This is a genomic window from Microbulbifer mixtoriginis (SeqCode) (assembly GCF_052468275.1).
Genome location: NZ_CP174341.1, coordinates 2,781,184 through 2,802,061, shown reverse-complemented (window position 1 = coordinate 2,802,061; position 20,878 = coordinate 2,781,184). Strand labels below are relative to the sequence as shown.

At 47.4% G+C, this 20,878-nt stretch carries 22 protein-coding genes; 7 read left to right on the top strand and 15 right to left on the bottom strand.

Annotation, left to right across the window (positions count from 1 at the left end; translation table 11 throughout):
- Positions 1–86 precede the first annotated feature (86 nt).
- Positions 87–737, bottom strand: coding sequence for a TetR/AcrR family transcriptional regulator (locus tag ACJJIC_RS12315; protein WP_252085690.1), 651 nt, complete (start codon positions 735–737; stop codon positions 87–89).
- 215 nt (positions 738–952) lie between these two features.
- On the opposite strand from ACJJIC_RS12315, the gene ACJJIC_RS12310 reads away from it, so the two are divergent.
- The 6 genes from ACJJIC_RS12310 to ACJJIC_RS12285 all read left to right on the top strand — a co-directional run bounded on the left by ACJJIC_RS12310 (position 953) and on the right by ACJJIC_RS12285 (position 8,715).
- A complete protein-coding gene (locus ACJJIC_RS12310; RefSeq protein WP_445357057.1) occupies positions 953–1,846 on the top strand; it encodes an SDR family oxidoreductase in 894 nt (297 codons plus the stop codon).
- Positions 1,846–3,453, top strand: coding sequence for an acyl-CoA carboxylase subunit beta (locus tag ACJJIC_RS12305; protein ID WP_445357056.1), 1,608 nt, complete (start codon positions 1,846–1,848; stop codon positions 3,451–3,453). The genes ACJJIC_RS12310 and ACJJIC_RS12305 overlap by 1 nt, the downstream gene beginning before the upstream one ends.
- Positions 3,454–3,536: 83 nt before the next feature.
- Positions 3,537–4,703: an acyl-CoA dehydrogenase family protein gene (locus ACJJIC_RS12300; protein ID WP_252085687.1), complete on the top strand. Its 1,167-nt coding sequence runs from the start codon at positions 3,537–3,539 to the stop codon at positions 4,701–4,703.
- Positions 4,704–4,712: 9 nt separating this feature from the next.
- On the top strand, positions 4,713–5,516 hold the full coding sequence (locus ACJJIC_RS12295; protein WP_445357055.1) for an enoyl-CoA hydratase/isomerase family protein: 804 nt from the start codon (positions 4,713–4,715) through the stop codon (positions 5,514–5,516).
- Positions 5,516–7,540, top strand: coding sequence for an acetyl/propionyl/methylcrotonyl-CoA carboxylase subunit alpha (locus ACJJIC_RS12290; RefSeq protein WP_445357054.1), 2,025 nt, complete (start codon positions 5,516–5,518; stop codon positions 7,538–7,540). The genes ACJJIC_RS12295 and ACJJIC_RS12290 overlap by 1 nt, the downstream gene beginning before the upstream one ends.
- A gap of 11 nt (positions 7,541–7,551) precedes the next feature.
- Positions 7,552–8,715, top strand: coding sequence for an acyl-CoA dehydrogenase family protein (locus ACJJIC_RS12285; protein ID WP_445357053.1), 1,164 nt, complete (start codon positions 7,552–7,554; stop codon positions 8,713–8,715).
- 84 nt (positions 8,716–8,799) lie between these two features.
- On the opposite strand, the gene ACJJIC_RS12280 is transcribed toward ACJJIC_RS12285, so the two are convergent.
- Complete coding sequence (locus tag ACJJIC_RS12280) at positions 8,800–10,545, bottom strand: DUF885 domain-containing protein (protein WP_445357052.1); 1,746 nt, start codon at positions 10,543–10,545, stop codon at positions 8,800–8,802.
- Between the two features lie 939 nt (positions 10,546–11,484).
- On the opposite strand from ACJJIC_RS12280, the gene ACJJIC_RS12275 reads away from it, so the two are divergent.
- Positions 11,485–12,117, top strand: coding sequence for a YrbL family protein (locus ACJJIC_RS12275; protein WP_444909777.1), 633 nt, complete (start codon positions 11,485–11,487; stop codon positions 12,115–12,117).
- A 179-nt stretch (positions 12,118–12,296) separates the two neighbouring features.
- On the opposite strand, the gene ACJJIC_RS12270 is transcribed toward ACJJIC_RS12275, so the two are convergent.
- The 13 genes from ACJJIC_RS12270 to ACJJIC_RS12210 all read right to left on the bottom strand — a co-directional run bounded on the left by ACJJIC_RS12270 (position 12,297) and on the right by ACJJIC_RS12210 (position 20,874).
- The gene (locus ACJJIC_RS12270) at positions 12,297–12,737 is read right to left on the bottom strand and encodes a hypothetical protein (RefSeq protein WP_444909778.1); all 441 of its coding nucleotides are present in this window, start codon (positions 12,735–12,737) and stop codon (positions 12,297–12,299) included.
- Positions 12,738–12,831: 94 nt separating this feature from the next.
- A complete protein-coding gene (locus tag ACJJIC_RS12265; protein ID WP_445357894.1) occupies positions 12,832–13,083 on the bottom strand; it encodes a GNAT family N-acetyltransferase in 252 nt (83 codons plus the stop codon).
- Between the two features lie 237 nt (positions 13,084–13,320).
- Positions 13,321–13,782: a GNAT family N-acetyltransferase gene (locus tag ACJJIC_RS12260; RefSeq protein WP_444909780.1), complete on the bottom strand. Its 462-nt coding sequence runs from the start codon at positions 13,780–13,782 to the stop codon at positions 13,321–13,323.
- Positions 13,783–13,950: 168 nt separating this feature from the next.
- The gene (ybaK, locus tag ACJJIC_RS12255) at positions 13,951–14,418 is read right to left on the bottom strand and encodes a Cys-tRNA(Pro) deacylase (RefSeq protein WP_445357051.1); all 468 of its coding nucleotides are present in this window, start codon (positions 14,416–14,418) and stop codon (positions 13,951–13,953) included.
- A 409-nt stretch (positions 14,419–14,827) separates the two neighbouring features.
- Positions 14,828–15,481 (bottom strand): hypothetical protein, encoded by a 654-nt coding sequence (locus ACJJIC_RS12250; protein ID WP_444909782.1) that lies wholly within the window; start codon positions 15,479–15,481, stop codon positions 14,828–14,830.
- A gap of 184 nt (positions 15,482–15,665) precedes the next feature.
- On the bottom strand, positions 15,666–16,202 hold the full coding sequence (locus ACJJIC_RS12245; protein ID WP_445357050.1) for a hypothetical protein: 537 nt from the start codon (positions 16,200–16,202) through the stop codon (positions 15,666–15,668).
- Between the two features lie 90 nt (positions 16,203–16,292).
- The gene (locus tag ACJJIC_RS12240; protein ID WP_445357049.1) at positions 16,293–16,715 is read right to left on the bottom strand and encodes a hypothetical protein; all 423 of its coding nucleotides are present in this window, start codon (positions 16,713–16,715) and stop codon (positions 16,293–16,295) included.
- A gap of 302 nt (positions 16,716–17,017) precedes the next feature.
- On the bottom strand, positions 17,018–17,452 hold the full coding sequence (locus ACJJIC_RS12235) for a hypothetical protein (RefSeq protein WP_445357048.1): 435 nt from the start codon (positions 17,450–17,452) through the stop codon (positions 17,018–17,020).
- Between the two features lie 339 nt (positions 17,453–17,791).
- Positions 17,792–18,313 carry a DUF3592 domain-containing protein gene (locus ACJJIC_RS12230; protein WP_445357893.1) on the bottom strand — a complete coding sequence of 174 codons (522 nt, stop codon included), beginning with the start codon at positions 18,311–18,313 and terminating at the stop codon, positions 17,792–17,794.
- Positions 18,314–18,459: 146 nt separating this feature from the next.
- Entirely contained in the window at positions 18,460–18,696 is a 237-nt protein-coding gene (locus ACJJIC_RS12225) for a hypothetical protein (protein ID WP_445357047.1), read from the bottom strand.
- A gap of 59 nt (positions 18,697–18,755) precedes the next feature.
- Positions 18,756–18,968, bottom strand: coding sequence for a hypothetical protein (locus ACJJIC_RS12220; protein WP_445359690.1), 213 nt, complete (start codon positions 18,966–18,968; stop codon positions 18,756–18,758).
- Positions 18,969–19,480: 512 nt separating this feature from the next.
- On the bottom strand, positions 19,481–19,945 hold the full coding sequence (locus ACJJIC_RS12215) for a DUF2489 domain-containing protein (RefSeq protein WP_445357046.1): 465 nt from the start codon (positions 19,943–19,945) through the stop codon (positions 19,481–19,483).
- Entirely contained in the window at positions 19,945–20,874 is a 930-nt protein-coding gene (locus tag ACJJIC_RS12210) for an AEC family transporter (protein ID WP_444924917.1), read from the bottom strand. Before ACJJIC_RS12210 ends, ACJJIC_RS12215 begins: the two co-directional genes overlap by 1 nt.
- Positions 20,875–20,878: the final 4 nt, after the last annotated feature.

Below are 20,878 nucleotides of genomic sequence, written 5' to 3'. Positions count from 1 at the left end.
ACTCTTCAAAAGAGAGAAATTGGCAGGAAAGGTGGCAAAGTGCACAGTTTTAACGGCACCTTGCCAGTAACTCGTATTGTTAACGCTTAGGATTTGGGCGCGAAGATTTGATAGGCCCGATCGGCGAGCTCGGGAATGGTCAATCCATTTTCCCTGGCTTTAAACCAGCTGTAGGTATGGCTCAATGCACCAACCATAAGTCGGCGCACCACTGTGGCATCCCCGCCTGGGCAACGGGCGGAATTGATCGCATCCAGCCATATTTGCTCGTACTCATCGCGCAGCAACAACACCTCTTTCTGGCTTTTATCTGACAGACTACGCCACTCCATTACCAAGATGGAAAAGCCCGGCACCGCCCGCTCGTGAATCGCCTCAAGCTCAGACTGAATACAGGCCCGCAGTCTTTCCTGAGGTGACGCGGCCTGCTCCACCGCACTACGCATACGAGCACTGGCGAAAATAGTTACCTCCTTCATCACCTCGCAGAGAATCTGCTCTTTGCTGGAGAAGTGATGAAAAATACTGCCAGACAGAATGCCCACTTCCGCCGCCAGGTCTCGCACAGTAGTACGTGAAAAGCCCTTTTGCTCAAACAGGCGCGCGGCAGCATTGAGCAAACGCCCCCGCGGGGAGGCCGGGTCTGTAAGCTCTCCTGCCTTTACCAGGGTTCCAATAAGTTGCTGTGGCGACATAGCACCTTGCACCTCTACCACCACTTGTGCGCCCTCTTGCACGAAACACTCCCAATTCTTTGTTTTCTTTTTTGCTTTGTTTTGCAGACTAATCGGCAACCTAACAATCACACAATCAAAAAGGCGCCAACCCTTGAATACCAAGCGCTTGCTTGGTAGCGTTAAGCTATTCTGCGTTTTCCCACACGCAGGCGCAAGCGCCAACAAGAACAATAAAAATTGAACAGGCCTGACAGGCCCAAGAAAAGGAAACTTTCATGCGCTATCAAAGCCAGCTGCGTTCAGGCAGCTTTAGCGAGCAAACCTATATCGTCACCGGCGGCGGCAGTGGTATTGGCCGCTGTATCGCCCACGAACTGGCCAGCCTCGGCGCCCATGTTGTATTGATTGGGCGCAAACTGGACAAGCTGGAAAGGGTTGCCGGTGAAATCAATAACGATGGTGGCGAGTGCAGTTTGTTCAGCCTGGATATTCGCGATGAAGAGGGTGTTCAGGAAACGGTTGGGCAAATTGTCCAGGCCCGAGGCCAAATTCATGGGCTGGTGAACAATGCCGGTGGCCAGTTCCCCTCCCCCCTTGAGCAGATCAACACAAAAGGCTTCGATGCTGTTGTACGCAGTAACCTGCTCGGTGGATTCTTAATGTCCCGAGAAGTCTTTGTGCAGTCGATGAAACAGTATGGCGGAAGTATCGTAAATATCACCGCAGATAACGCCGGCGGCATGCCAATGATGGGCCACTCCGGTGCCGCTCGCGCAGGCATGGAAAATATTACCGAAACCGCTGCATTGGAGTGGGCGCCTTTTGGCGTTCGAGTTAACGCCGTGGCGCCAGGCTATATTCTTTCCAGCGGCTTTGATACTTACGACCCCAAATTCCTGCGCGAGCTACTACCGGGCTTCCGCGACAGTATCCCCCTCTACCGATTGGGAGAGGAAGCGGAAGTTAGCGGGGCCGTGTGCTTCCTACTTTCCGATGCGGCCAGCTATATCACCGGGCAAACCCTGCGTATCGATGGTGGCTCCAGCCTCAAGCACCACTCTCCTCTTTGGCAGCCACAAGCCGCCAACAACTCCAAGCGCTTTAATGGATTCCACCGCAAACGCCGGCCCCAAGTTGTGGAAGAGTTGGAAGCGGAGGGCAAGCTCTAATGCAGCCGATTGATTCCCAGCTCGACAACCGCTCGGCAGAATTCAATGACAACCAGGCTGCCATGCTGGAGCAGATCGACCAGTTTCGTGAAGCTGAGCAACGCCCGGTACAGGCAGAGAAAAGTAAGGCTGCGCGCTATCGTGAACGGGGCTGGCTGCTGCCACGGGAGCGCCTTAATTTGCTCCTCGACCCCGGCGCCCCTTTTGTCGAACTGTGCTCCCTCGCCGGCTATAAATTGTTTGACGACCAGGACGGTACCGGTGCAGGTGGCGGTGCCATTTGCGGCATCGGTCAAATCAGTGGTCGACGCTGTATGGTGCGGGTTGATAACTATGCCGTAAAAGGCGGCACCATCTCACCAGCCGGGATGGATAAAGCCCTGCGAATGCAGCGGATCGCTCTGGAAAATCATTTGCCGGTAGTCGCCCTGGCGCAAAGTGGTGGCGCCAACCTGATGTACGCCAGTGACACTTTTGCTCCCGGTGGGCGGGGTTTTGCCAACCAGGCGCGAATGTCCGCCGCCGGTATTCCGCAAGTTACTGTGGTACACGGCGGCGCTACTGCTGGCGGCGCCTACCAGCCGGGCCTGTCAGATTATGTGGTCATGGTGCGCGGCCAAACCGGTATGTACCTGGCTGGGCCGCCGCTGCTGAAAGCTGCCACCGGTGAAATTGCCGATGAAGAGAACCTCGGCGGAGCGGAAATGCACTGTACCGAATCCGGCAGTGGCGATTACCTGGCAGAGAACGATGCCGATGGGATTCGAATCGCAAGAGAGATTGTTGCCGCCCTCCCCTCACCAATTAAACGCTCAGTAGATAAAGATTACCAGGACCCTCTGCACCCTATCGACGACCTGCTCGGCCTGATTCCAGCAGACAGCAAAAAGCCCTACGACGTGCGCGAAATTCTGGCTCGTATCGCCGACGGCTCTGCCATGCTGGATTTCAAGCCAGAATTCGATCGACAAACCGTGTGCGGCCATATTCGTATCGAAGGCTTCCCTGTGGGAATTATTGGGAATAACGGCCCGATCACCCCCAAGGGCGCCAACAAGGCCGCGCAGTTTATTCAGTTGTGCGAACAGAGTGGCACGCCACTGCTGTTTTTACATAACACCACCGGATTTATGGTGGGTACCGAGGTGGAGCGCAACGGCATCATCAAGCACGGGGCCAAAATGATTCAGGCCGTGGCCAATGCCAGCGTACCAAAACTCAGCATTGTCGTAGGCGGCTCCTATGGGGCCGGCAACTACGCCATGTGTGGCCGCGGATTCGACCCCCGCTTTATTTTTGCCTGGCCCAATTCCCGCACCGCCGTTATGGGCGCAGCCCAGGCCGGCAAGGTAATGCGCATCGTCACCGAGCAAAAAATGCAACGCAGCGGCAATGTGGATGAGGCGGTATTAGACAAATTGGAAAACGACACCAGCGCATTTATGCAGGGCAATTCCGATGCTCTCGCCTGCAGTGCGCGCCTCTGGGATGACGGCATTATCGATCCCCGCGATACGCGCAAACTTTTAGGCATGTTGCTAGAAGTTTGCAATGAGGCCGAGCAGAGCAAACTGAATAAAAACACCTTCGGGGTAGCAAGGTTTTAGATCGAAAAACCTGGGCAACAAGGAAGTGCGGTTGCCCATTAACACCATCACCGGGTTCACACTTCAAGGCAGGGAAAATAATAATGATATTTAGCGATCAACACCGGGAACTGCAGCGCACCGTACAAAACTTTGTACAGCAGGAAATCAATCCCAACGTGGCCGAATGGGAAAAGGCCGGCCGCTTTCCCATCCGCGAAATTTTCCAACAACTGGCCGGTCTGGGCCTGCTTGGCATCAGCAAGTCCACAGACTTCGGTGGTCTGGGTCTCGACTTCAGTTATGAAACCGTTTTTCTCGAGGAGCTGGGCGGTGCCCACTGTGGCGGCGTGCCCCTATCGATTTCGGTGCAGACCTCCATGTGTACCCCTGCCCTGGCCAACTTCGGCAGCCAGGACCTCAAAGAGCAGTTCCTGATTCCCGCCGTGAACGGAGAGATGATCGGCGCAATCGCCGTATCCGAACCGGGCGCCGGTTCCGATGTTGCTTCGATTAAAACCACTGCCAAAAGCGATGGCGACGACTATGTGATCAACGGCAGCAAGATGTGGATCACCAACGCCCCCTGCGCAGACTTTTTCTGCACCCTGGTCAATACCAGTGAGGGCAAAGCCCATAGCAACAAATCCCTGATCATTATTCCGGCAAAAACGCCAGGGGTACGCATCGGCGAAAAGCTCGACAAACTGGGCATGCGCTCATCAGAAACCGCCCCTATCTTTTTTGACAATGTGCGGGTGCCCAAACATTTCCGCATCGGCGATGAGGGTGCCGGCTTCCTGCTGCAGATGCTGCAATTCCAGGAAGAGCGCCTCGCCGGCGCCGCACTCAATTTAAAAGGCCTGGAAAACTGCGTGAGTAGCACCATCGACTATGTGCGCGAGCGTCAGGCCTTTAAAGCACCATTGATCGACAATCAAACTATCCATTTTGCCCTCGCAGAAATGCAGACTGAAGTGGAGTGCCTGCGCTCATTAACCTGGCGTGCGGTGGAAGCTTATGTAGCTGGTGAAGATGTCACTACCCTTGCTTCAATGGCCAAGCTCAAGGCTGGCCGCCTGTCCCGCTCTATTCCCGATCAGTGCCTGCAGTTCTGGGGTGGCATGGGCTATATCGAGGAAACCGTTATCAACCGCGCTTATCGGGATAGCCGCCTCACCGCTATCGGTGGCGGTGCCGATGAAGTAATGCTCGGCATTATCTGTAAGCTGATGGGCATACTGCCCGGCAAGCGTAAACCCAACGCATAAGGTCAGGCCATGCAGACAATCATTGATGAAACCATCGGCATCGCCTGCCACCTCACGCTAAATCGCCCGCAACAGCGCAACGCCATCAGTTTGCAAATGGTGGATGAGCTTCTGCAAAAGCTCGCAGAAGCGGAAGAAGACCCGCAGGTGCGAGCACTGGTGCTGCGGGGCGCAGAACACCATTTCTGCGCCGGTGGTGATATTGCCGATATGCTCAATGCGCAACAGGGCGCGAGTAATGGTAATAGCGATGCGTTCTTCCACCTCAACCGCCGATTCGGCGAATTGATGGAGCGATTTAATCGCACTCCCCTGGTAGTCATTGCGGTATTGGAAGGTGCCGTAATGGGCGGGGGTTTCGGGCTCGCTTGCAGTGCCGATATTGCCATCGCCGATCGCAGTTGCCGCTTTGCCCTTCCGGAAACCCGCCTGGGTTTACCGCCTGCACAAATTGCTCCCTTTGTCGTAGCACGGGTCGGCCTCTCCCAGGCCCGACGCCTGGCCCTCAGCGGAGCAAAAGTCAACGCTCAGCAGGCCTTGGAAATTGGGTTAATCCATCAGCTACTCGATAATCCCGAAGCCCTCGAAGGCGCGCTGCAGGAACACCTGGGCGCGATCAATGCCTGCGCTCCCGGCGCCCTGGCAACGACCAAGCAGATCTTGCTGGATGCAGCGCGGGTGAGCGATGAGACTGCCCTCGGCCAACTACTCGACGGCGCTGCGCAGCAGTTTTCCCGCGCAATTCAAGGCCATGAAGGGCGCGAAGGCGCCCGTGCATTTCTGGAAAAACGATCACCGGAGTGGCAGCACTGATGTCGACAACAGAGACCCTGTTAATCGCCAACCGCGGCGAGATCGCACTGCGAATTGTGCGTACTGCCCGGGCGGAGGGCTATCGCACAGTCGCCGTCTACAGCGATGCGGACTGCGATGCACTTCACGCACAGACTGCCGATATCGCCGTAGCCATTGGCGGGCAGACTTCGGCGGAGTCCTATCTGGATATCCAGAAAATTCTCGACGCGGCTAAAAAATCCGGAGCCACCGCCGTCCACCCCGGCTACGGCTTTCTCGCTGAGAATGCGGAATTTGCCAGCGCTTGCGAAGAGAATGGACTGAGTTTTGTTGGCCCGAGTGCCGAAGTCATAGAGCTAATGGGCAACAAACGCAAAGCCAAGGAGTTTGTTGCCGCTGCCGGCGTACCCTGTATTCCCGGCTTCCAGGGTGCCCAGGACGACGACACCCTGATCGCCGAGGCGCGGCGCATTGGCTTCCCGTTAATGATCAAAGCCGCCGCAGGCGGTGGTGGGCGCGGCATGCGCCTGGCTCACGGAGACAGCGAACTGGCCTCCCAGTTGCGCGCTGCCCGCAGTGAATCCATGAGTGCATTCGGCAGCGACGAGTTAATTCTGGAAAAGGCACTGGTCAACGCTCGCCATATCGAAATCCAGGTATTTGCGGATCGTCATGGCAACTGTATTCACCTGGGGGAGCGAGATTGCTCCGTACAACGACGCCATCAAAAAGTGGTCGAAGAGTGCCCTTCCCCAGCGGTCGACACCCAGCTGCGGGAAAGAATGGGGCAAGCCGCAGTCGACGCCGCGCGAGCCTGCGGTTATCTAGGCGCGGGAACCGTAGAGTTTCTACTCTGCCCCAACGGCGAATTCTATTTCCTGGAAATGAACACCCGCTTGCAAGTAGAGCACCCGGTAACAGAAATGGTAACCGGTTTTGACCTGGTAGCCTGGCAACTGGCAGTAGCACGCGGCGAAGCTCTATGCGTTTCCCAGCAGCAAGTCACCCAGCATGGCCACGCCATGGAAGTCCGCCTGTATGCCGAAGACCCGGAACAACAATTCCTGCCCCAGGCCGGAAAAGTGCTCCACTGGAAGGCGCCAAAGGGGCGAGGAATCCGTATCGACCACGCCTTGAAAAGTGGCTGCGAAATTACGCCATTTTACGACCCTATGCTCGGCAAATTAATTGCCTGGGGGCAGGATCGAGAAGAAGCTCGGCGCAAGCTAACCCAATCCCTAAGCCAGCTGGAATTTATCGGTCCTAAAAACAATATCCATTTCCTGCAGAAGATCCTGGCTGAATCACAGTTTATCGCTGGCGATGCCGATACCAGTTTTCTCGACCAAAACAGTACACTGACATCCGCAGAACCAGTTCCAGCAGTAATTGCAGCCCAAGCCGCATTACTGAATCACTTGCACCAAGCCAACCCTCAAGATCGGCGTAGCGGCCGCAGCGACTGGCGCAGTGGCGACAACAGTGTGCCAATCAACTATCGATTGGAAATTTCAGGACAAACCCTAAACTGTGAGCTGCTGGTGTTAGTAGATCATTCTTACCAAATCTTGGTAGGCGAACAGCAGTTCCTGATTCAGTGGGTCCATTTTGAGCAATCACAAAAAGAAAGTGGACTTTACAGTGCTGAACTCCTGCTGGATGGCGTTAGCCAAAAGAGATTGTTCCTAGCCAACCAAAGCAATCTGCATCTCCTGTTAGACGGTAGGCAATTTCATTTTGTCGATATCACCCACGCCCCAGCCAAATCGAGCCTTAACGAAGGCAGTGGCCGTATCACGGCTCCTATGGACGGTTGCCTGGTGCAGGTATTGGTTGAGCCCAATCAAAGCGTTCAGCGGGGAGACACTATCGCCTTAATGGAAGCCATGAAAATGGAGCACGCCCTGCGCGCAGACCGCGACGGAACCGTAATTAAACTGGGCGCCTGTGAAGGAGACCAGGTGCGCGGTGGCCAGCTGTTAGTCCAGATCGAAGCCGCTCCCACGGAAACCGCCAAAATTCCCAGTGACGCTACTTCCTAAAGGAGATCAAAATGTACGATATTGATGCCTCCCGTATGGCAAGCCCCTTTTATGACGAAGGCCATCAGGAATGGCGCACCCAGTTGCGCCGCTTTGTCGACCGTGAGATTACTCCCTACATCACTCAATGGGACGAAGACGGCCAACTGCCCGCCGAGCTTTGGAAAAAAGCGGCAGAAGTTGGCCTTCTGCAGATGAGTTATCCGGAAAACTACGGCGGCATCGAAACCGATGTCTTCCATATGATTGTTGCCGCAGAGGAGTTAGCCCGCCCCGGCGCTGGTGGCCTCTACGCCAGCCTAATGGTCCACGGCATTGCCCTGCCCCCATTACTGCACTATGGCAGCGAGGCCCTAAAAGATCAGGTTATTCCCTCGGTATTACGTGGTGATAAGCATATTTCCCTGGCAATTACCGAACCAGGCGCAGGCTCCGATGTAGCCAATCTCCAGTGCCGCGCAGAGCGTGATGGGGATGGCTATATCGTTACCGGCGAAAAGACCTATATCACCGGTGGCATGCGCGCTAACTGGTTTACTGCTGCCGTGCGCACTGGTGAAGAAGGCTTCGGCGGTATCTCCCTGCTCTTAATCCCTGCGGATGCCAAAGGGGTAAGCCGGCAGCTACTCGATAAAAAGCAGGGCTGGTGGTGCTCTGATACGGCCAGTATCTTTTTTGATCAGGTGCGCGTGCCCGCGAGCAATCTAATTGGCGGTGAGAACCAAGGTTTCTTACCCATAGTGCACAACTTCAATCGCGAGCGCCTGGGCATTGCCGCCTCTTGTGTAGAATTCAGCCGGGTCTGTTTGCAAGATGCCATTGAGTGGGCCCAAGAGCGCCAAACTTTCGGAAAGCGCCTCGCCAATCACCAGGTGATTCGACACAAGTTTGCCCAGATGCTTCAACGCATCAATGCCACCCAAGCCTATCTGGACCTCTGCGCCTGGGCGGAGCAACAGCATCAGCTCAAGGTAGCCGATATCGCTCTACTCAAAGTCCAAGCCACAGAAACCCTTGAATTCTGCGCCCGGGAAGCGATGCAGGTGTTAGGTGGCGCAGGCTATATGCGTGGCAGTCGGATTGAGCGTATCTATCGTGAAGTGCGGGTGAATGCGATTGGTGGCGGATCTGAAGAAATAATGCGGGATCTGGCTTCCAGGCAGATGGGTATTTAGAGGAGCAGGATAAAAGCCTCTTGCTAAGCCTATTTATAACTCAGTCCCGCATGGGTGTGGGACTGAGTTAGTAAAGATCCTAAATTAACCTTTCTTCTTTTTTTCGATAAAGTCCCTTACCTGTTCACTCAGTACGGCCATAGGGACATTGCCATTTCTCAGAATAATCTCATGGAAGTCCTTAATATCGAAGTCCTCACCCAGTTCATTCTGCATCAGTTCTCGCAAGGCGAAAATCTCGAGGGCACCAGAATCATAAGAGGTAAGCTGGGCGGGCATTACTGCCATTCGGTCCATTAGAGTCCTCGGGCCTTTCGCAAATGAAGCGCCAGAATCCTGCAAAAACTCCGCAACTTTTTCATCACTCCAACCGAGTACATGCATTGCGATATCCGCTACCATACCTCGGGCAGGCCAAGCACGCCTAAGGATTTTGGTGGACCCGTACTGATACATCCCAGCTTCTTCCGCTAGATGTTCAGAGTACCTGCCCCAACCTTCAGCAAAAGCAGAGTTAGACAAGGCATCTTCTATTTTATGAAACTTTTCCTGCTCTTGAACGAGAGCAATTTGCATATGATGGCCCGGGTATCCTTCATGGATAGTTACCTTCTCTGCAGAAGCGTATGACTCATCCTGATAGGTTGTCGGGTCATATCCAAATCTTGCCTTTCGCTCCTTAGTGCCCGGAATATAGTGTGCACTGCGACCAGAACCCTGCTCATGTTCAGGGATGGCCTTCACTTCCATTTCTATCAAAGGCATTTCATGGAAAAAGTCCACGGTTAAATCTCTAGACTTATCTACCAAGCCCTCAAAAAACTGATGCATTTCATCAGCACTGTTAAATTTCTGAGTTTTATCTTCACTGGCCCTTGCCACTGCCTCAGAATAGGAATCTACTTGATAGAACGCCTTGCCTAAGCGAACCACTTCGCTCTTGTTTGCGTTGACAGCACTTAAACCCAACTCAAAAACTTCTTCTGGTGTTCTCTGCAATGTCGTATAAGAACGATACTGAGCCATATAGCATTCACGGCCATTAGGAATCGCATGGATGCCAAGCTCGGCTCTGGCTTCAGGTAAATAAGTGGATTCTAGAAAATTCTTATAATTCACCATTGAAGGGATAACGTGATCTGAAAGCACCTGTTTAAATGCTGCCTCAAATGCCGGGTCCTTAGCTTTCTTCGCTAAACTCAGGAAAGGGTGCTCATCAATGGGTACTTGGGTCAAACCATCAACTTGCTGAATGACTCTCTTAACCACACTCTGAGGTGCGGAGTAGCCTTGCTCCAACCCACGGCGGAGATTGGCTATTTCTTGCTCATAGTAACGAGCCGCGTCAAGCCAACGCTCAATCGCATCTGCCCTTTCTTGGGCAGTTTCAACCGGCTGAACCTCCGTCAAAAAGCCAAGTATAATATGGGGACCGAACATATGATCAACAGACCAGAGTTCAGTCTTACAGACCCTTAAGCCAACATTCGACTCCAATCGCTCTTTCAGCTTGAAGTAGAACACTTTCTCTTGATCACTTTTTAGCCCATTCAGATCTATTTCAGCCAATTTACTGAGAATTTTGTCCTCAGAGGCCGCTAGAGAGGCAGAGTTCGCGGGGGAGTTACTTAAGAAAAGGTTGTGCCTGTCCAGCTCCATATCGGAGAAGTAAGCATATGGTTGGAAGTTTTCTAAATAAACCTCAGCATATTGATCCGCTAGGTCATGGAGTAGTGCTGAGTCATCTACAGCTTCACTACCTGCCACATCAGTTTGGTTATCGGCAACAGTGCACCCCATAAGAACCGATGAAACTACCAATGCACCCAAACCCGCTCTCTTTACATTAATCATTCTTATAAGACCGCAACATAAAATTAACTAAAAAGGCTTCTAAAAAGAAAACTTCAATTTTCTATTTTATAGTAAGCACTGAAATAAAATGAGTTTCAACACCCCAAATGCGAAGTATCGGCGAAGCGAGGGTATTGATAGATAAACCCCAAAGATAAAGTGTATGACTCTTTTAGCTGATAGAGTCAACAATGGTGAGAAATAGTCATTAGGCTTCGGTTAGACTGTTTCACATTTTTGCAAATTTAAGATAGAAAATCATCGTAGTGGATAATTAAGAGAATAAGTTAATCTTTACAAAAATCGAGCATTATCTGATTTCATTAAACCTAAAGAAAATACTGCTATTCTTCACCGGCAATAAGTAAGCCCACATAGCCATTAACGACAACTTTCCAAAAATAGCACCCTAAGCACACATATAACCTCTATTCAATTTATAAAAACATATTCCTTCAAACGTGTTGCTTAGCACACTCTATTACTTTCTCAACTCAGATTTTTCGATTATTTTTCGTGCACGCAACATCAGTGGCCTCCATGGCCAGCCCTTACGGTGCTTGCAGAGCCATTCATACTCAGCATTGCGACTGCTTGAAAGATCCAGTAAAGCCACATCTTGATTTAAAGTCAGAGGTATCACGAAATTATTCAGAGACTCTCTTAGTCTTCAGAAACATACATCTACTTACTCCCTAACTACCAATTGCTAAACCACCGTACCTATACAAATAAAGTCCACTAGAGTTTACATCCAGTATCAGCACAGCAGCTAAACCCATTTTCTCTCAACTAACATTTCGCAAGAGAAAAATAAAATATTAACTATAATTAAGTAGTCATTCCCTTTGATCGGCTACCAAACCTCAAAGTGGAATACAAAATAAAAAAGACTAGTTTTCTTGAGCAAGCACTATGGACATGCAGTTAAGGTTAGACCAAGCCATCGCAAAGGGAAATGAGAAGCTAGTATTTCCTCACCCGGAATCAGATGATCTCCTTATTAAAGTAATCAGTGATCAGTTTAGAAGAACAATGGATTACAAGTTTTCCATTTCCACTCGGTTACGCCGACTTACTTACTATTGGCCATACATAAAGGAGGTTTCCGAGCACATCTATTTGCGCGAAGGTAAGGTAAAAGATACGCACTTTGTACAAGAATTTAAAGGATTTGTGGATACTAACTTAGGGCTGGGGATTACTGTAAGAGCCGTCAAAAAACACACTGGAGAGTTAGCTGATACTCTTCATAAATTGATCACCAGTCAGGAGTTCAACCAGAAGCATATCGACGGCCTTATTGACCTACTGAAATGGTTAGAGCAGACCTTTATTGTCGTTCGTGACTTACGTACGGTTAATATTGTATGGGATGAGATTAATAGCCATTTTGTGGTTATCGACGGCATTGGTAGCCGCGGACTATCTTCTCTGCGAACGATATCCCGCTTATATAACCAGAGGGCTAACCGCAGGTGCACAGCCAAATTACGCAGACTCGTTAACAAAGAACTTAAAAAGTCAGGGTATGAGTTACTCTTTTAAAGATACATCCAACCCAATATACCCTCTTCTTTGAGATAGCACAGTTATGTTGGCTACATCAGATATTTATGTAAGTCTTCTAGAAACTACTCCTATTTGCGAGCAAAAGGACCATGCAAATTAAGCGATATTTCAGCTTTTTACTGTTGTATTTTTAGTGACGATTCTTAACGGCTTTGTTAGGCTTTGCTGGATAAACGTCCCCATGACTGATGCAAGCCTAGCAAGTAGGTAATACCTAAAGTAAAACACAATGCTGAACTAACAAGCCAAAAGGTTAATGAGTTATCCGGAAAAGCTGGCATGATAAAGTAAAAACCGAGCGCCCTCACAAGCAACACTAGAGATATAAGTGTAAGCCCTGTGCGTAATAATGGGAGTCTGAATATATGGCCACCCCCGGAAAAAGCATAGGCAGACCAAACTAGTAAAACACTCACAATAATCCCTGTAACTATTGTAGGGTAAGAATCTCCAGCTTCAGCCATTTGAGCCATTGCCTCTCCGGCACCTAAAAATCGATACCATTCCGCACCAAACAGAATACAACCAGCATGCAACCCTGCAACGATCAGAGTAAGTATTCCCGCCAATCCCAAATAATTAAATCTACCAGTCATATTTGATTCCTTAGAAAGAGCTAGCCCATCGCCTAGGTAAAGCTAGGGCAACCTCTGGGAGCCCTGTAAGGTCGGAGTAATAAACATCGAGATGCTAACACTTCTTATTTGAACAAACCATTTCGATAACCTGCACCGGCGTACCATTGTATTCAGCAATGAACTCTTTGGTTGTTTCAAATCCAAACTTTTGATAAAACTTGATTGCAGGCCAATTAGATTTTGCAACGAACAACTTAGCTTGGCCACTGACCTTTGCTAGCAGAAACTCAAGCATCGACTTCCCTACCCCTTCCCCTCTGGCATACAAACAGAGCTTGAATTTCTTGCTAGAACATTGCGCCATAGCCAAGAATTGTTTCATCTTCGTAGACGTAAATATCTGACTCCCTTAGCGCTGACAGCCTCTTCGCATCTTTTTCCAACGGTAGAAACTCAAATTCCACAGCTTCAAATCTAAGCTCATCTAACTTAGAGAGAGTATAGATCTCCAAGATTCTTGGAAAGTCTGTAGCAATGAACGTTCGAATCATCCTGAATACTAAATTTTCTAGTGTCTATCAACATTGATTTTTGAACAATGTTATTTCAATTTAATTTTATACGTTGTAAATTTACTGCCATATATTTCAGACTCATGAATATCCTCAGCGATTTTCTCCAAGAACTTATAAATAGGACGAGTGTGATGGAAGTTGACTAATACCTCATCATGATTAAGCTCCCGCGCCCACCTCATTAGATCTTGAAACACTATTCTACCTACCCCCCAAAACTGGTCATCAATGACAATCGCGATCTCATACTTTCCACATTCTTGTTGAATCCCACACCAACCAGCTAATTCATCATCAACAATAATGGCTCTAACTCTACAACCTGCCTCTTTATCTACCTCTATTTTTGAATGCATCCATTCTGTTACTGTTTTAAGTGTAAATATCTCATGCTCAATCAAATGCTTTCTTGTCTTATGGCTATTTAATATAGGCAGAAATTTGTGCGGATTAACCTCGCTAAATTTTAGATATTCGATAGCTTTCATAGTATTTTCAGCTTTATTGTTCGCAATGGTGTATCAACCCCCATTACCAGCACACCCCTTGTGTAGTTTGAAACGTATGGAATTGCTAAGTTTAGCCCTTGAAAGCTTGTATTTTTATCATAATCACTCCCCTGCTAGTTTAATCACTCAATACAATTAGATATGGAATTACTGACATATTTCAGAAAAAACCCCGCTGACAAGACTTGCCAAGTCATCAGAAGCCAGCTCTATTTCAAGCCCCCTGCGGCCCGCACTAATATAAATCGTAGCGTTATTTCTAGCCGAAGAATCAATGATGGTTTTAAGTCGCCTTTTTTGACCTAATGGGCTAACACCTCCTAACACATAACCAGTTGATCTTTCTACATCTGATTTTGGAGCTATTGTGGCTTTCTTAGCGCCAGCAGATTTTGCTAAGAGCTTCATACTGAGCATTGATGAAACAGGAATTATCCCAACGGCCAGCTCTTTGTTTTCCAGGCTAACAACTAGTGTTTTGAAGACCCTAGACTCGGGCACCCCCAATTTTTCAGCAGCCTCCAATCCGTATGATTCACTCGATGAATCATGCGTGTATTCATGTACTTTATGAGAGATTTTAGCCTTCTTGGCCATAGAAATTGCTGGTGTCATTTTACACTTGAGCCTCTAATATCCGTAACTGGGCGACTGGCAAGTAGCATTACTATCTCATTGAAAACCAAAGGTCTGCTACAACCTATTAGTATTTATGCCTTGCCATACCTTATCAATTAGCCACCATAACAGATTGCAGCTCTCAAACGAATGTAGCAATCGAAATCTGATAATGTAAATATGAAAAAATCTATAGAACCCTGACCGATTAGTTTAGAGTAGAATTTTTACGGCTGAGAAGGTTTTCATAGATACCAAAGGAACCCCCCGCTAAGTTTCTTTCCTAATCTTTTAGATTCAGCCCTTACATTACCTGAAATTTCATACAGCCCAATGCTGAAAATTCGCATCAGGTATTCCTAGTGCAGCACATAAGCGAAATAAAACTGCGACTACTAATTTTATATTAAGAGGACTGATTGATGCGTGGTATCGCCCAACGTACAACCCCTGCAATCCATAGAAACCCTATAAGGCCTCCTAGATAGACATTCATAGTTCCCCCCGGGGCTATAAAGCCTTTGTGACCGAATACAGTAATCGTCTCAATTGCCTGCTCTACAAAGAAAATGATACTGAGCCATGTAAGCCAACGCGGGATCTCAACATATTTATCAAACCCTACAACAAGAAACGCTACCGCCATCGCAGTTGTTGACCCATTCACCAAAGGTCCCCAATAAGAAGATATGTCAAAGAGTGTGCGAGCAACTGCAGGCTCTAATCCTTCAGGATGCAGTGCCAATCCTGCCCATAGCCAAGCCTGTACCTGAGCTGTGATGGCAAACCCTAGTACACCTGCCAGAAAGATATACCTACTCGGCTTTGGTAACAGAGCTGAAACCTGCCCACCAAAGATAGCGAGGCCAAGAGAAAAGAAAGCGGCTGTCCAAGCATAAAATCGAGCATTCGATCCATTATTTAAAAACCAATGGACTATTTGCTCACCACTAGAATCGATAGTTGGATACGAGCTGCCTAATGCGACAAAACCGGCCACATAAAATGCGCCAGTAATCAATATATTTATCAGTAATATCTTTGACGGTTTTATGCTCATATAGAGCAACCCTTTATGAAACGTGAATCATCACCATTTATAGACCTCTGTATCAGAAATGATAACCACCCAGCCTAATAAAGATGTAATGAGAGTCGCTTTAGCTGTCTATATTATACTCCTGCGGCCTCTTAGCCAGATATAGGTTGCACCACTTCGCCTATTAGTAGAATTCATATGGGGCTCAGCTTACAAGAGGCGGCTTAGTCTGGTTTTTTACTCTCCATACCACCCTTTCTAATCGAATTAGGTAAGCGCGTCTGTAGACAGCATAACTACCCCAAGCAGCACCAATTGAAGCGACACAGAAGATAATATAAAAGCTTGATAACTCTTGATACCTTACCATAAAGCTAACGGCAGTAAGCATACATAGAGCTGCCGCACCAGCCACTTTCATTTTGCCGGTAATTATCGCATAACCTCTATAAACAGAAGAGTGATATAGCCCGCAAACCACCGAAACAACAAAACATAAAACCAGCCCCTCAATACTGAAATTAGGATTAGACAAAAAAACAAAGGGTAAAAGGCATCCTGTAGCTGATGTAATTTTATGTCCTTGGGAGCCGGCCTCCTCCCAGAAAATACTGTAAAGATGATCGGGATCTCGTTCTGACTCGGTTGATACCTTTACCCACAATGGAATCAAAAAAATGATTCCAACCAGACCTAAGACAAGAAGTCCAAATAAAATCACCCCAAGTAAAATATCATTCATAATCTAATTTGTACTTAAAACCTCAGGCGCCCACAGCTAAGAACTAACAACATAGAGTGCGGCTATCGGGTGACGATATTTATTAACTTATCAGCAGGATTCAACATGAAGCCTCCACTCAGGTGAATAGCGCGAGTAACTATAGTCTTCTGAGTATTCACTGATATAACTGTACCCGGGACCTCGCCCAGATAGTTTGACCAGAAACTGCTGAAAGTTAGCAAGGATATCACCACTTCCGTATACTCTTAAAATGTTCCGGCTATTCCAATCATCCATTGAGAAGTAGTCGTTAGCCTTGTTCTGAAGAGCCGTAAAAAGCTCCTCTTTTGCTTCATCACAAATAATCTCGATTGATATTTCTGACTCAGACATCATGAGCATTGGCTTATTTGAACCAATAGCTATTCCAACAATATCAGCGAGCCGTAAGTAATCCTCTGAATTCGCATATAGGACAAGATCATCAATCAACCCATTTGACTGAAACATTTGTCTTGCTTCTATCTTCACTACTTTTCACCCAAATAAATTATAAACGTTAACCAGAACTTGACTGCCCGGCCCCAATAGGTCTGCGCACCAGATAATATCAACAACAAATATTGATATTCCGATTTTGGATAACTTACCCAGAACTTCTAACTCAGTGAAGATTAATCAAGATAGCCGCTTATATAAGGGAAACTGAACCCAATATAGTTTACCAGCGCCTTCCATCACAAAAATGGCAGCCAGGTAAAATGTATTTTTCATTTCCACTTTGGTCTTTATTATTCGAACTTAATGATAAATCATTTCACTTGCGAATTACATCATGCGCCTTCGAAAATTCGAAGGACCTTCTCACCCAGCCAAACCATAAAACCAAAGATTAGGCAGCTAATACCACCACCAAGCACTGCGGAAACCAATGCACTAATACCGTGTACTTGCTCACCATTTGCGATGATTGTTCCAAAACCAAAAAATCCTAGAATGCCAAGAAGCAACCATAACAGCCCAATACTGCAACAGCATGCTAAAAAGCAACGTTTGAAAGTAAATGTGTTTTGACCTTCACCCATCGCTCTTTGCAAAGGCGTTACCCCAGACAATTTCACTATCCGATCATTCAGCTCTTGAACCTTCACCTTTTTCCTGGATAGTTCAGATTGAATCTCAATATATTTTTCCGGATACTTTTCCTGATCCATTCCATCGATGGCTTCTTGTAATTCTTGAATGGTGTAATTTTCAACTTCTTTCATTGTTAATTCTGCAGCAATCATAATACACTAATAAAGGGCGGCAGGAATGTTTTGAGCAACTTAAACTCTATTGCTGAAGACACCCGCTGGACAACAAATATTGCACAATAAGCTTCCTAGAACACTCTTTACAATATCTTCAGATTCCCATTCAATGGGATGCACACTCCACTGATTTAAAAATTTCAAGAAAACCTCCTACCTCAGATAAAATAGAGCACTCATATCAATTTACGCATAACACCAATCCCAGGCACCGCTAAAATTCAACAGCCCTTGAGGTCTAAACGCAGCATCCAAAAAAGGTTTCCGCCAAGGAAGTCATGATGCAATGTCTTTTTAGGTATTTTGCGCTTCATACATAGCCAGATCATACTGCAACAACAAATATTCATATAACTCTGAAAAATAATTATTTTTCAATAAAACAATTAAAGCAATACCCAGAATTGGCATTAACGGCACCAAAATGGCACTTAGCCGGCTGAATGGCGCCACCTCTAAGCATGCAAACTCATTTACCTTTGGATTCACCCTAACCTCAACAACATCCCCTGGTCGGTATTTCTTGGTAAGGTAGGTTTCATACTCTAAACTTGGAAACAGATCATAACCCCGCAAGACTGGCATTTCAGATCTGTACACCTTCCCTTTAAATTTATAATTGAATGCAATTATTGCTTCAGTTACATTCTTTCCATTGAGATCCAATTGATTCAATAATCTGGAGTGCGTTATTTCTCCAACTACCACAGGCCAATTACTGAATGTTTTACGTAGCTTCAGATAGATGAATGTCTGGAAAAACCCAAACAAAATCATGAGCACCGGAATAAGTAGCTGTACAAATTTAAAAACCATCAATTTATACCCCTAGAGTCGTTGGCAACAGCAGCCAGCCCTGGATACTTCATGCGTGCAAATAGGAGTGGACCTACCACAAAACATATATAAGGTTTCCAGCAAAAATATCGGAGCCTCTACTTAACTGTCGGCAATAGTTAACGTTACTCAACACGATCCCTACCGATCAACTCGCGGAGTCTATCAAGAATAATTTTTTTCTGCCTTTCTTTATCCAAATCCTTTTCTGGAGGAATATATTTACCAAGAACCTCCTTTGCCTCTAGTGAGTACTTTGTATCAACTGCAGTGCTAGGGTATTTTTCTCGATAATCTTTTGCTCGTGATAGAAAAGTGTGCAAATGATATTTATCATCCTCAGAAATTTTCATATTCAGCATTTTACTAGCACCTATCACGGCGAAATCAATACGCAAATCATAGCTATTTAAAAGGGATTCTACGCCCCCCCCGCATGATAAACCTCCAAATTATTTAGCGCATCAAAACCAGGGGTTAGCGTTATTTCAAGCATTTCACTATAAGCATTTTCTGCCACTTGCACGCAAACTTTTGACGCAATCTCCAGCTTTTCTTCACAACTCTCTTTTGCGGAAAGTAAGACTGGGCTACCCCCAAATAAAACCAATATAAATACACACAACCTGCTCATATCAATGCTCTATTGGTAAATTTAAAAAATCACTCTCCTTTGCATTCCTGGACCGGAAGATACATAGAAACTAAAAAGGAAACCCCTTCAGTAAATGAAAGCTATCGACGATAAAGTCACCTGGCAGACAGATAACACCGGCTCTTTACATTTTCGCTTTCTTTACTTTAGATAAAACTGCTAATTTCATTAAAAATCAATGAGTTAGCCCACTTCCAAGTACTGCAAACAGACGAGGCTGGTTTTGGCTTTAGCTACCTTGAGCGGGATTAGGCTAAAAAGCAGGCTATATGTCAACTTATAAAAACAAGGAAACATATCTAAGCTGGCGTTTACACTTAATAGCAGGTGAGTTAATTGGGATATATTTTCACAAATATGAGATTTAATAAAAAATTAATCCGAGAGGAAATTCAGAATAGCTTAAAGGGAAAGGCTTCGCCTAATCTCAACGAGCAGATTTCTGCTCGCTGAGTACTTTTAAATAATGAATCACTTGTCAGTTTTTGAGTTCAAAAAGTACGACCCAAAATACGCTTAGCTGCATCTAGGGCGAAATCTTTATAGTCCGCTTCCACTTGCGCCATCTCCAGCTCATATTGAAATTGCTCTTTGCGAGGGAGTGCTTTCCATTCTTTTAGAATTGGAATATGGCTGGTTTTTTCTGCGATGGTGTAAAAAGCGACAAACTCTTCACGCACGCTCTCTTCCACCTGAAGCGCATCCAGAAGTACGCGGATGCGAATGGAAGCTTCAGTAAGCCCTACTCCATCATCCAGTAGTGAACGCGCAATAATCTGAATGCTATCGTTCACTCTTTGGCGCTGCTCTTGTGCGGCCTGCTCCAATTCAGCTAGTTGTTCGGCCTGTTTTTTTTGCGCTGCGGAGAGCTTGCGCAGGTAGTAGCCGGCAATAACGGCGAGGGTGAAGATAATTAAAGCCGCAATAACCAGCAACCAGATGGGAAATTCCGTCATTAGATATACACCTTAAGCAAAGCCAGCCCAATGCTGGCAGATACAACAGAAAGCAAAGTGCTGAGACCAACAATATTGGCCGCCAGCTGGCTGTTACCACCCATGGAGTGGGCCATAACAAATGCCGATATCGCACAGGGTGAGCCGGTAATCAGCAGCAGGTAGCCGAGATACTGTGGGCTCAGCCCCATACCCCAACCAATAGCTACTGTGAGCGCCGGCACAGCCACTAGTTTCAGAAATGAAGACATTAAGGCCGTTGGGGAACTGCGCAACAGCTGGCCAAACTTCATGCTGGCGCCTATACAAATTAGCCCCATAGGCAGACTGGCAGAGGCCAGAATTTGAATCGTATCGAGCACCACTTCTGGCAACTGAATACTCACCACTCTAAAAAGAATGGCCAGAATTACAGCGATGATGAGCGGATTCTTACCCAGCTCAGCCAGTAACATACCCAGGCCAAACTTTTTGTCCTTATCGTAAAAAACGAACAGGATCACCGCGAATACATTGAATTGGATGGTAAGTGCTGCCACCAGCACGGCCGAGTGAGAAACCCCAACAGTGCCAAAGGCTTTTTCCACCCAGGCGAGGCCGACAATAGCTACGTTGCCGCGGAAGGCGCCTTGGATAAACGCGCTTCTATCTTTCACTGCTATTGGTCTGGCCAGTAACCAGGAGAACGGCAAAATAGCGAAAGTCCCCAAAACTGCTGCGGTGATCAAGGGGATTTCTTTGGATGGCTGCACGGTGGAACTATAAATACTGTTAAAAAGCAGCGCCGGCAGCATTACATTGAAAACCAATGCAGTAGCATCATTAATAAATGGCTGATGCAGCATGCCCTGCCGTGTGAGCAGATAACCACCGACGATCATTAAAAAGATCGGGCCGGTAACCAGCAGAGCAAAAGCCAGATTTTCCATCGTT